This window comes from Parabacteroides sp. TM07-1AC, assembly GCF_003480915.1.
GTDB classification, from domain to species: domain Bacteria; phylum Bacteroidota; class Bacteroidia; order Bacteroidales; family Tannerellaceae; genus Parabacteroides; species Parabacteroides chongii.
The window spans coordinates 18394-31353 of record NZ_QUKD01000003.1; the positions used below are offsets into that span (position 1 = coordinate 18394).

Annotated in this window: 7 protein-coding genes; 4 read left to right on the forward strand and 3 right to left on the reverse strand. The window is 46.6% G+C overall.

What is annotated here, in order from left to right:
• Positions 1 to 40 precede the first annotated feature (40 nt).
• Positions 41 to 382 (reverse strand): hypothetical protein, encoded by a 342-nt coding sequence (locus DXD68_RS07910; protein WP_122361121.1) that lies wholly within the window; start codon positions 380 to 382, stop codon positions 41 to 43.
• A gap of 81 nt (positions 383 to 463) precedes the next feature.
• Here DXD68_RS07910 and DXD68_RS24650 point away from each other — a divergent pair, with 81 nt between their 5' ends.
• Positions 464 to 586 carry a hypothetical protein gene (locus DXD68_RS24650; RefSeq protein ID WP_255419278.1) on the forward strand — a complete coding sequence of 41 codons (123 nt, stop codon included), beginning with the start codon at positions 464 to 466 and terminating at the stop codon, positions 584 to 586.
• Between the two features lie 92 nt (positions 587 to 678).
• On the opposite strand, the gene DXD68_RS24265 is transcribed toward DXD68_RS24650, so the two are convergent.
• On the reverse strand, positions 679 to 4215 hold the full coding sequence (locus DXD68_RS24265; RefSeq protein WP_199715592.1) for a DUF6383 domain-containing protein: 3537 nt from the start codon (positions 4213 to 4215) through the stop codon (positions 679 to 681).
• 593 nt (positions 4216 to 4808) lie between these two features.
• The gene (locus DXD68_RS07920) at positions 4809 to 5972 is read right to left on the reverse strand and encodes a hypothetical protein (protein ID WP_233577049.1); all 1164 of its coding nucleotides are present in this window, start codon (positions 5970 to 5972) and stop codon (positions 4809 to 4811) included.
• 230 nt (positions 5973 to 6202) lie between these two features.
• Between DXD68_RS07920 and DXD68_RS07925 the strand changes: the two genes are divergently transcribed.
• The 3 genes from DXD68_RS07925 to DXD68_RS07935 all read left to right on the forward strand — a co-directional run bounded on the left by DXD68_RS07925 (position 6203) and on the right by DXD68_RS07935 (position 12949).
• Positions 6203 to 8761, forward strand: coding sequence for a hypothetical protein (locus DXD68_RS07925; protein ID WP_122361123.1), 2559 nt, complete (start codon positions 6203 to 6205; stop codon positions 8759 to 8761).
• A 435-nt stretch (positions 8762 to 9196) separates the two neighbouring features.
• The gene (locus DXD68_RS07930) at positions 9197 to 11494 is read left to right on the forward strand and encodes a TonB-dependent receptor (RefSeq protein WP_233577077.1); all 2298 of its coding nucleotides are present in this window, start codon (positions 9197 to 9199) and stop codon (positions 11492 to 11494) included.
• Positions 11495 to 11533: 39 nt separating this feature from the next.
• Positions 11534 to 12949, forward strand: a complete 1416-nt coding sequence (locus DXD68_RS07935; RefSeq protein ID WP_122361125.1) for a DUF4374 domain-containing protein — start codon at positions 11534 to 11536, stop codon at positions 12947 to 12949.
• The last annotated feature ends 11 nt before the right edge of the window (positions 12950 to 12960 follow it).

Below are 12960 nucleotides of genomic sequence, written 5' to 3' on the forward strand. Positions count from 1 at the left end.
GAGGGGGCACGTGCAACTAGGGTATGCAAAAAGGGAGCATTTATTTCCCAAATTCTTCTGCATCTTCCGACATATAATAGTAACGTTTCACGGTAGCGGCATCGACCTTAAAGTCGAAAATAGCATACATCAGATGGTGAAGGCGACCATCGGGATGTGCCGTGTTACCGCCTTTCAGCATCCGGTCGATATGCTTCATGCCGAAAGCCACCTGCTGATGCCGTCGCACGGGTACCGGCTGGCGATCTTCAGGATAAATCACCGCAGCCCCCAGGCGTTCGGCAAGGTGCTTTTTATAGCTTTTCAGCTTTCGTTCGTTACGGAGCGACAGACCTCTATCGCTTTCTTTCTCACGACGCAACCGTTCGATCTCGTCATGCAACGCATCCAGTGAAAGGGATGCGGGGGATTCTTCTTTTTTTTCATTTGATGTTTATTTATTATATATTCATTGCCAATGAAGATGGCAACAGATTCAGTGTTTATCTACAACGAAGCCCCGAAAGACGAATCCCCCGGGGCTTGTTTTTGTCTGTTGTTGCTCTTCACAGAGATCGAACAGAAGAACTTTATTTCATTACTTTAGTATTAATACTGACTGCTTATTCACCCATCGCGGGGTACTTAGTTCGATATCACCGCGCAGTCAATTTAAATTTATTGATTATAAATAGTTTCTTATTTTACGATTGCTTTTACAGCAGCTTCACCTTCTACGGCTACTACAACTACACCCTGAGGAGCAGCGATTGTAGCGTTATCGGAAGAAAGAACTGTGTTGGCAATTGTCTGGCCAAGAACGTTGCTGATAGTAACTTTCTTACCAGCTGCACCGTTGATAACAACTTCACCTTCCTTAGCGATTACAGATACTTCAGAAGCGTTGATACCTTCATTTGCTGTCGGGTTGCCTTTTTCGTCTTCGTTCATGTTGTAAACGTCAGCATTCTTAATATTATCGACAACTACGATCACACCGTTCATCCATTTCAGATAACCCGGAGTTGTTTTGATCTTACCGTCTGCCAGGTTATAATCAGCTGTTTCGATCACGAACGACTTAGCTTCGGCATCTACATAACGGAATGCGAATTTAGCTTCGTTGAATGCAGTAGTGTTTACTGTCAGTTTTTTATTATCACTCTTGATGATCAATGTATCACCGATATGTTTAGCAGGAACGAACGCCAACTTCACATAACCTTCAGAGTTTGTATACGGATTGATACCACCATGTTTGTTAGCATCTACCCATGCACGGGCTGTATCTTTCAGGTTCACCAGGTAACGGCCTTCAGTGTAAGCCTTAATCGGTTGAGCGTGTGAACAACCAGGATTGAATCCGTGTTCCGGACACCATGTGCCAGCCGGTACGTAGTTAGGTTCAACCATCAGCATATACTGAGGACGATATGTTTCAGCAGGAGCATAAGCGCTGTCGACAACCATTGCGGGGGCGATAGCAGGGAACTGAACCTGATTGTTCATACCCAAGAACTGACCGTTTTCGAACAATACTTCCTTGTTGTTGCCTTCGCGGAAGATAGAGATCGTATCCAAAGTGGCATCCTTTACATTGTCCAGACGACGATACATTTCATAAGCTAACGGAGCTACTACAAAGCGGTCGTTTTCTTCTCTTTCATACAGGTCAGTAGAAGAAACCAAACCTTTGTTCAATGAAGAACCTGCATAGGCTTTGTTGAAGTCTTTTGTAACATCGAATGTGTTGTAACCTGTTGTTGCATCTAACACAACCGGACGTAAGTTCAATGTATTGTCTGTATCCAAACGCAGTGTGAACTGAGTAGCTTTAGTAGGATCTGCTGCATTTGCATTGGCAGAAGATACATAAGTGATCTTAGAGAAGTCTGCATCAGCTGCTTTAACATACAACGGTTCGTTATACTGGTTCTTGAATGTGTAAGAAACCACTTTCAACGTATCGAGCACTTCTGCGTAGTTGCTGATAGTTGCGTCATAATAACCGATTGTGCTAACTACATAGATAGAGTCGGTAACAGCATGGTCTTTATCGCGTTTCTGATTGTGAGCGATTGCTTCGTAGATCAAACCTTCTTCCTGGTCGATGTTCAAACCGATTACGTGGTAGCCGGCATCTTTGTCTTCACCGTGGTTTTCAGTAAACCAAGCCGTATTGTCGTAAACACCTGCATAAGAACCGATGTTGAAACGAGACATTTCCAGCTGATCCAATGTTTTGTAACCGTCTGTTGCTGCATGAGCGGCAACCGGAGTGATGATGTATTTGTCTGCACCGCTTACGTAAGTGTACGGAGAAGTTGTTGTATACAGTGCGTTTACACCAACAAATTCAAATGTAACTTCCGGAGTTTCACGGTTAGTAAGTACATACTTTGATTTATCTGCATTCAATGTCAACGCCCATTCGCCTTCCAATACGTTGCGAACTGTTTTGTTGTATGCGTGGTCAGTAGTTGTTTTTCCTGTTGCTACCAGGTAACCTTCTGCTTTTGCATTATCCGTTGAATAATCTTTGATCTTTTCTACCGTGAAGAATTTACCTTTCTGAAGAACATCCTGCCATTTAGCCAATGTACCTGTACCCAGAGAGAATGTAACAGTTTTAGGAGTAGCACCTGCACCCATATATACTGCATCCGGCACTTTGTAGTAACCTACCGTTCCTGCACTAGTCAGAGTCAAAACTACTTCAGAAGGATTTACTTCGCCTGCATACGTCTGTGCCGTGAATACAGCTAAGTCGCCATCTTTCATATCTGAAAGTTTATCAACAGTAGTGAAGCCCCAAGCCACAGTTGCAGCGCCTTCAATCATATCCTTTCTACCGATGATAAATTTGTTGCCTGATTTCAGGTTGAAATTATTACCACCCAGATCAACAACAGTCAGGAAGCCAGTAAACGGATTTCCTTTGATATCTGTTTTACCATTATCGTAAGAAGCAGCTAATGTGATACCACCGTTTTCAATTTTAGCTAAGTTTTCAGCTGTGATATCTTGCAGAGTACCTTTTGAGAAGCTAAGAACGGCTACGGATTTTTCAGCACTCAGAGATCCATCTGTAGCTTCCCATGACAGGGTAGTTCCGGTAATAGACAACACTTTACCATCAGCAGCCTTTGCTATAAAGCCATTTCCTACCTTTACAATAGAGAAAGAAGCTTCATCCTTCAAAGCAACCTGAGCATCACCGTCGAACAGCGAGTAAGTACCACTTGAATTCAGTTTGATTGTCAGGGCTGTGTTTGTTGTAGCAGCAGCTTCTGCACCTGTTCCGTCAGCTTTAACAGCATTTACTGTAGTAGCATCTCCAGCCGGAGTAACATACAACACGCCTGTTGTTCCGTTAGTCCATGCCAGTGCACCGGCAGGAACCTGGGGAGCTACAGAAGGAGCAGTTGTTATCAAAGCGAACTTCGAAGCATCGGTAGCAGCAGTTGCTGTACCATCATCAGCTGTTAAATAAAGAACTTTATTCGCAGCATTGTTTGCATCTTTATCGATAGAGGGAATGGAGCTACCAGCAAGAGTGATAGCACTAGCAGCAATCTGACTGATACCATTAGAGCCTTTCATAATCTGACCCTCAGCATTCACCGTAAACTGTGCTTTATCCTGCAAGCCCAACATAGCGATAGTTGTTCCGTCCAGATAAATAACAGTTGTCCCGGTTGTATTAACCGCATACTTACCATCGATTGTTACATAAACAAAACTACCATCAGCTGTTTTGCTATAAGCAGGAGTCGTTGCGATGTAAAGGTAAGCATCAGCGCTACCAGTACTTACAAATGCAGGACCATCCGCCAGCTTTAAATCAGGGAGAGATCCATCAGCAGTTTTCAATAAATCAGAAGTAGTGCCTAACGTCACAAACTCCACCCCGGAAGCTCCCAAGCCTACAGTAGCATCAGCTTGTGTAAGCTGGTTATCTTCAGCCAAACCAACATTTGCCAATTTAAATGCGCCAGATTCTTCATCAACAACTTGCCACAGCATTGCATTGCCAAATTCACCAGTGGCAGTAGTTGTAGTAACAGTTGATAATGTTCCTTCAGCAGCAGACAAAGTCTTCGTACCATCAGTAGTTACAATATACTTGTAACCGGCAGTGACGGCACCCGTCACTTTAATGATCCCCGCTTCCGCTGTCACAGAATAGCCGGCTGCCAAAAAAGCAGCCATCATCAGAGATAACTTTTTGTTCATAAATCTTTAATTTAATATTAATAATAGTGTTACTTAAAAAGCCTTTTAACCTTAGACCGGAAACGTTCATCATAGCCACTGACTAGCTAAAACGTTCCTTTTTTCTCGTCATTGTTTCCCGCCTTCGTTGAGTTTGTTTGGAAAACCCCTATTTTTGTACTACCTTTGCTATTCGATTGATAAGAAAGAACATAACAAAGCAAAAAAACTTAGGAAAAGAATTGCCTATTCAAAACTTATCTGTACTTTTGCTGACGAGAAAAAAGGAACGTTTTTTCTAGTCATTACGTAACATTCGTATTAATATATAATACAACACATTAATGCCAATTTAAGCACATAAATAATATAGACAAAAAGCCCTTCTCTCCGTCCCTTAACTAGCTGATAATCAATCACGCATTTTTCATAGTTTTGAGTACATCGAGAAATCTACGTTTTTTTGGCTCTTTTCCGGCACCCCTTATACATTATTATATATAGGCAATCCCCAGGTTGTAACGGAGGCTAATAAAAAACCCCGGTCATCGGTAAAGTACTACTTACCGACGACCGGGGCATTCTGCCTAAAGTTTTCTACATACTATTCTTCACTAGAAATAATATCCCAGACTGATATTGAACCGGGCATGCCACGAATTACTTCCCGTACCCGCACCGAATGCATTCCAGTCCGGCCCGAACCAGGGTTGGTGCAATCCCTGAGCGTAATCGATATAGGCTAGAATCGGCCCGGCAGTAACCAGGCATCCGGTGACATTCTGGAAACTATCGTGGAAGCTCTTGTTCCACTTCTGCATCCATCCGAAGTCATTATAGAACTGGATGCTATTCACAATCCCTTTACTGAAAGGGATCTTATAACCGGCACTGATCGAATAGATATTCGCTTTGGCGGCGACTTCATAAGGTGCATTGAAAGCCGTCATGATAACCAGGTCGCGGTCTTCGCCCGGCTTATCTTTCGGATGCATGGCGTATGTCGATACCTGCGTCTTTACACTCAGACCCCGCCAATACAATTCATGATGGATGGCAAAAGCATAATGCGTACCGTTCTTTTCCGTATCGAGGTTGTAGAGCATTCCGAACTCCGCCGAAACACCCAGTTTTTGCTTTACCTCATCCCCCCAGTTATAAAAGACCTGGCCATTGAACTGGTTTACCTCTTTATTGCGACCCGCCACATCATAACTGTAACGATCGCCCGCTGTCTCCGAATCGGAACCGAACAATTCTTCTTCCGAATTCTTAAAGAATGCCAGGGCATATTCCCATTTATCTCCTGTGTACATATATTTGATACCCATATCCGAATCGTCTTCCAATCCCAGGTAATAGGCTATCTGGAAGAAATAATTATGTGCCCCGTAAGGTTGTATGCCAAAAGGAACGCGGGTCAGTCCGACCTGTAACTGCTGTTTCTCATTGAACTGATACCCGATCCATCCGGATTTAAGCATGGCACCGCCGGAAGCTTTCGCATAGAAACGGAAGTCGACGTCCAATAGGATCTTTTTCCAGGAACCGTTCACACCGAGCTTGAACAGGTCGTATCCAAAGTCGCCCCAACGCTTCTTCGATCCTTCTTTCCAGTCGGAATAGTTGTAATTAAAACGCAGGAATCCGTTAAATTTCAGACGGGGTAATTCTTTCCGGTTAACAACAGAGAGGGTATCAGCACGCAAAGTTTCGGCACGAGCTACGGTTAACGAAAAGAACAGGCAGGCCAATACGGCAAATGTCATTTGTTTCATATCTATAACTGAGTTGAGATGGGTTAAATATATATTATCAGATTATCACTCTTTTTATAGAACTCGCCAGGATGCAAAAAGTTTACGGCAAACCCTAAAAAGTGAAGAACGATTGCAAATTAATGCTTCTGTAAAAAAATACGCAATAAAACAGTCAACCTTTTAAATCCCGCTTTTGTTATTATAAGTAAATAGCGCAACATTGTTTAATCATTTTATCTATACGTACCATGGGGAGGAACACTTTCTGTAAAAAACTGACGGATGCACTCCTGGCATCTGTGATGGCTGCCACGGCCCTTTTCATAATCAATTACTACCTGAACATACCGACAGCAGAAGCCTCAACACCGGCCACCGGAAGCCTGCCGGACAAATCTTTTGTCGCATCTACCCTACCAAACAAACCTTTCCCGGCAGAAAAACAATACTGTCTGACCTGCCACCAGGGAATCGAACCGACCCGTCCGTTGCAATCGGCCATGATGGAACATATCCTGAAGAAAGGGACCGAAATGGGTGATCCCAACGGATGTGTAGTCTGCCACGGAGGGAATCCACATGAAACGATCAATAAGGATAAAGCTCACTCCGGTAAACCAGCCGGGAGCAAACTTGCCGGTTTTACCCCTGTGCCCGGGGCACTACAGGTAAACGATAATACCTGCGGCCTCTGCCACGGTGACCATACATACAATGTACACCTCTCCAACATGAACACCGATGCCGGCAAAATGAAAGCGATCATGTGGAGCTGGGGGATCGGTACGGAAAATCACGACCATCTTTATGCAGACCATCAGGTACAGGACACAGACGGTGCGGCTCCCCGCTTCGGCTCCGATACCTATAAAGCGTATATGCAGGAAATGACGAAGAACTTCCCCGGACAATTCCCTGAAAAGTTGAAACAAGTTCCGGAGATATCATTGGATCAGCTTGACAGTATGCCCGAACAGGCTGCCTATACTTACCTGAGAAATTGTAACGCCTGCCATCTGAGTAACAAGGGGATGCAGGACAGAGGGCATTTCCGTGGAATGGGCTGTGCTGCCTGCCACAACCTTTACAGCAATGAAGGATATTATGAAGGGAACGATCCTTCCATCGATAAAAAAGAGAAAGGTCACCTATTGGTACACTCCATGCAGGGGACTCGTAAATCACCGGTAACAGTAAACGGTAAACAGTTCACCGGCATACAGGTATCTACCTGCGCTGCCTGCCACTCCGCCGGACGCAGGATCGGGCATGCCTACCAGGGATTGATGGCTCTGGATCACGGCGACAACCGCGGGCCGTTCGATGAAAAGGGATTGCCGCAGGAAGCCAACGGCGGATATGTATTCAAGTATATCCGCGACGATGCTCACCATAAGATAGATAAGGACGGCAAGACTGTTACCGGTTTGTTATGCCAGGATTGCCATACCACCAACTCGATGCACGGCAACGGGAATATCGGAACTACCACGTTGGCAACCGTCGAAATAGAATGTGCTGACTGTCATGGTATCCCGGATAAATATCCCTGGGAGTTGCCGATCGGCTACGGGGATGAGTTCGGGAAGGTGCTCGATATGAAAAAGGCTCGTGGCCTGGCAGACCAGCCGATGGATGTCACCGTACAGTTTGCGACCGTTTATCCGAAAGAAGACGGTTACCTGTTATCTGCGCGGGGAAATGCCTTGGGTAATGTCGTAAAAAAAGGGAATAAAGTGATCGTCCATTCCGAAACGGGACTCGACTTTGAGGTTCCTGTGCTCAAACAAGCGGCGAAAGATGAAAGCTGGTCTGATCCTGTCAAGGCAAAAACGGCCATGGTTGCCGTCGGGAAACATATGGAGAAGCTGGAATGTTATGCCTGTCACTCTACCTGGGCGGCACAGTATTACGGTTACAAATATGTGATCGATTACACTCAAAACTCTATCGACTGGCTTACCTCGGCTGAAAAGGTAAATCCGGACGGGACATCTGCCGATCGGAACGGTCGGTATGTCATGCAACCCGGTGCTCCGACCTACGGAGATTACAGTCATATGCGCTGGGAGAATCCGCCGCTGGGCGTTAATGGCGAAGGCCGTGTAACTCCGTTGGTAGGGGTTATACAAACTGTCGGAACGGTGATCGGCCCCGACGGAAAGACAATCACCTGGAACCGGGTAGCCAAAACAGCCGAAGGATACGATGCAATGGAACTGGCTCCTCTGAATCCTCACACTACATCCAAGGCTTCCCGCGATTGTTCCGATTGTCATGGCAGTCAGGTCGCTATGGGTTATGGCATGGATGGAGGCATGTACGATGCTGAACCGCAAACGCCCCGTTATGCGGATGTGGTAACAGCCGACCAGGAGAATGTCAGTCATTTTACCCAAGCACAGATCAGCGCGATCAAAGACTTGCACGGTGACTTTATGCAATTACTTAACGCTGAAGGCAAACAGGTACAGACTATCGATACACACTGGCCCACTTCCATGCCGCTGACTACGGATCAACGCGACCGGCTGGCACGCGGAGGTACTTGCATGGCCTGTCATCAGGATATACCGGACGGTTCCATCCCGATGAAGATGTTGGGCAAAGTAGCCAAGGTTGCCAACCTGACATTCGCTCCGGCAGACGATCACGCTCATTTGCTTAGGGAGAATAATATCCTGATAGCCTGGATAAAAGTGATTGCTATTATATGCGGTATCCTTATTATACCGGTTATTGGCATCTGTTATGCCAAAAGGAAACCGATACTGGCTTGGGTACATAAAATAACGGAGGGCAAATAAAGCCTCTCGTCATCCGAACCTGTTCACCGGATAAGTGAATGTTTCTGTTCTTATCAGAAGAACTATTTATCTGTATTGATAATAGTGAACTATCCAAAACAGTAACCCAACAAAGCTGCACCTTGTTGGGTTACTGCACAAATCGGCTAAAAGTCGAAATAACTGTCTACTGTCACTTGTCAACTGTCAACTTCCTACTACCTACTATCTACTACCTACTACCTATTACCTACATATAGCTACCTTCACCCCCCTTTTCCCCCTCTGTTTTTACCTATAATCGGTGATTGATGCGCTTTTCTTTTCGCCCGACCTTTGCATCGGTTTTTATTAACAGTAAAAAGATTAAATACATTGAAAGCGATTGTAAGAGGATTGATAATAATGTTGACCTTTGTTTTTGTTGCCCTGACAGCAAAAGCACAGAAGGAAGCTATGATCTCGGGGAAAATATTATCTACGGAAAAAGAAATAGTTGATTTTGCAACAGTCTATCTCAAAGGCACAAGCTACGGCGGTACGACGAATAAAGAAGGTATCTACCATCTGAAAGCACCTGCAGGGAATTACACACTGGTAGTATCCGCCATCGGCTATACGACCGTAGAGAAAGCAGTCCGGCTGATCGACGGCGAACGCACGAAACAAAACCTGACCATCTCACCGCAGGTAGAAGAACTGGATGAAGTAGTCGTCGTTTCCAACGGGATAAGCCGTTTGAAACGTTCTGCCTTCAACGCCATCGCGGTAGACACCAAAGAACTCCAGAACTCCACCAAGAGCCTGAGCGATGCCCTTTCGAAAGCACCGGGGATGAAACTCCGTGAGTCGGGCGGTGTCGGATCGGATATGCAATTGATGCTGGACGGTTTCAGCGGAAAGCATGTGAAGGTGTTTATCGACGGCGTGCCGCAGGAAGGAGTCGGCAATTCGTTTGCGCTGAACAATATCCCCGTCAATTTTGCCGAACGCATCGAAGTCTACAAAGGCGTTGTACCCGTCGGCTTCGGGACGGATGCCATCGGCGGCGTGGTCAATATCGTGACGAATAAAAAGCGCCGTAACTGGTTCCTCGATGCCTCCTATTCCTACGGATCGTTCAATACCCATAAATCGTATGTCAACTTCGGGCAGACGCTGGATAACGGTTTCACCTACGAGATCAACGCTTTCCAGAACTATTCGGACAACGATTATTACGTGGATGCCCCGGTGAAGGATTTCGAAACCGGACGGCTCGATACGGAAAACAAAGAACGCGTGAAACGTTTCAACGACACCTACCACAATGAAGCCGTGATCGGAAAGGTCGGCTTCGTGAATAAGAACTGGGCGGACCGCCTGTTATTGGGCTTCACCTATTCGAACATGTACCAGGAGATACAGACCGGGGTACGCCAGAATACGGTCTACGGCGAGAAGCACCGGAAAGGCCATTCGCTGATGCCGTCGCTCGAATACAACAAACGCGACCTGTTGACCAAAGGGCTCGACCTGGTCTTCACCGCCAATTACAATAAGAACCTGACGACCAACATCGACACCTCCGCCTACGAATATAACTGGCGCGGCGAAAAGCACCTGATGAATTCGCGTGGCGAGCAGTCGTACCAGCATACACGGTCGGACAACAATAACTGGAATGGTACGGTAACGGTCAATTACCGTCTGGGCCGCGCCCATTCTTTCACTTTCAACAATGTACTGACCGCCTTCCGCCGTTCCAACACCTCGCTGTTGACCAACGAGGAACTGACGGATGCCATCGACAAACAGACGCGCAAGAACATTGCCGGTCTGTCGTATCGACTGATGCCGTCGGAGCACTGGAACCTCTCCGTCTTCGGCAAGCATTACAACCAGTATGTAGCAGGTCCGATGGCGACCGACAATACGAGTTCCGAATATGTCCGCACTTCCCGCAGCGTCAGCTCCCTGGGATACGGTGCGGCAGGAACTTACTTCGTCCTACCTGGATTGCAGGCGAAACTCTCCTACGAGAAAGCCTACCGCCTCCCCACCATCGAAGAGATGTTCGGTAACGAAGACCTCGAAGTGGGTGACATCGGCATCAAACCGGAGAAGAGCGACAACGTGAACCTGAATATCAGCTACAACAAGACACTCGGCAAGCACGGCGTTTACGTCGAAGGAGGTCTGATCTACCGTAACACCAACGATTATATCCAGCGTAACATCACCGACCTGAGTGGCGGTAAGCAGGCTGCGAGCTACATCAACTACGGTAAAGTGCTGACCAAAGGATACAACCTCTCCGCCCGTTATAGTTTCTCGAACTGGCTGAGCGTAGGAGGAAACTATACGCAAATGAACGTTCGCGACAACCAAAAAACGGCGATCGGCAGCAGCGCGGAAAACATCGCCTACAAAGAGCGTATGCCGAACCTGCCCTACCGTTTTGCCGACTCTGACGTGACGCTCTACTGGCGTAATCTCTGGAAGAAAGGCAATACATTGATCTTTACATACGACAATCAATATCTGCATAGTTTCACGTATTATTCCTCCATCATCGGATCGAATAAAGGTGAATATGTAGTCCCCAACCAGTTCTCTCACAATCTGACTTTGTCTTACAGCCTTCAGAACGGACGTTACAACATCTCTTTCGAGTGCCGCAACTTCACCGATGAGAAGCTATACGACAATTTCAGCTTGCAGAAAGCGGGACGGGCATTCTACGGAAAGTTCCGTATCTACTTAGGCAATTAATTTCCAAATAAATAGTATAAATCAAATAATAAAACAAACATGAAGAAGAATTTCTTTTTAACAGGCCTGTTCGCAACCGCGATGGCCGGACTGACACTTACAGCATGTGACGACGATCCGACTAACGGCGGAGGAAACGACGGCGGAGAAGAAGAAAACAATGCAGAATATGTAATCGCCGCCTCCGTTACGGCTTCCGGAAATACAACCAACGTATTGGTAACCTCCGAATCGCTGGACGAAGGCACAGTCACCACCAAAAATAACGGTGTCGTGAACGACGGTGCAACCTACTGGGTATTCTTTAAGAACCAATACCTCTACGCCCTTACTTACAACCAGGGCGAAGCCGGAGGCACCCGTTCTTACATCATGGAATCTCCGGGGGAATTAAAGAAACGTTCTGCCGAATTTGGTGTAAAGCGTTTCACCTCCTACGGTATCTACGATAAATACATCATGACTTCCTCTACCGGTGACGGCCCGACAGACTGGAATGACGAAAACGGTTACACCCCGAAAGTATTCCTGTTGTCTTACCTCGATCCCGCAGCAGAAACATTCACCACCAACGACACACAGAACAAAGCCTATTTGTCTGAAAACTTCCTGGGTAACGGTGAATATGTAACCCTGGCAGGTATCCTGGAACACAACAACAAGATTTACAGTGCCGCCATCCCGATGGGTCTGAGCCAGTACGGTACAAAAGACCAGGGCGGCAAATGGGTGAAAGCCGGCAACGAAGACCTGGTAAAGAAAGAATCGGGTGGTTCCAATAGTAGCGCATACAAGAAAGACGAATTGCAGTGGACACAATACCCGAACGAATGTTGGGTAGCCATCTTCGACGATGCCAACATGACCAGCAAGAAACTGATCAAGACTGATAAGATCAGCTATGCTGCCGGACGTATGAAGTCACAGTATTACCAAATGGTTTGGGCTGCCGACAACGGCGATGTCTACGTCTTCTCCCCGAGCTTTGCCAAGACGATGACCGACGCACGTCAGCAGACGACATTGCCAGCCGGTGTGGTACGTATCCCTGCCGGAAGCACTGACTTCGATGATTACTACTGCAACCTGGAAGCGATGAGCAACGGTAACTCTTTCGTCCGCACCTGGCATATCACAGGCGACTATTTCCTGTTGCTGATGTACGACAGACCATTCTCCACCGCCGGCTACGTAGCCAACCAGCTGGCTGTATTCAAAGCTGGCGACAAGAAGTTGACATACGTAACAGGTCTTCCTTCAACAGATACGATCAGCGGCTTCGGCGATGCTCCGTATGTTGAAAACGGTACTGCTTACGTAACAGTAACCTTCAACGAAGGTGGCGGAAACCCGGTTATCTACAAGATCGATCCGGCAACAGCCGCAGCAACAAAGGGTCTGACAATCGAAGCCACTCAGGTGAGCGGTGTCGGTAAACTGACAGTCGCTAAATAATAACGATTAAG

Coding starts and splice junctions, on each gene's coding strand:
- DXD68_RS07930 (WP_233577077.1), top strand. CDS start 9,197: ATGATCTCGGGGAAAATATTATCTACGGAAAAAGAAATAGTTGATTTT.
- DXD68_RS24650 (WP_255419278.1), top strand. CDS start 464: ATGGCAACAGATTCAGTGTTTATCTACAACGAAGCCCCGAAAGACGAA.
- DXD68_RS07925 (WP_122361123.1), top strand. CDS start 6,203: ATGGGGAGGAACACTTTCTGTAAAAAACTGACGGATGCACTCCTGGCA.
- DXD68_RS07935 (WP_122361125.1), top strand. CDS start 11,534: ATGAAGAAGAATTTCTTTTTAACAGGCCTGTTCGCAACCGCGATGGCC.
- DXD68_RS24265 (WP_199715592.1), bottom strand. CDS start 4,215: ATGAACAAAAAGTTATCTCTGATGATGGCTGCTTTTTTGGCAGCCGGC.
- DXD68_RS07920 (WP_233577049.1), bottom strand. CDS start 5,972: ATGAAACAAATGACATTTGCCGTATTGGCCTGCCTGTTCTTTTCGTTA.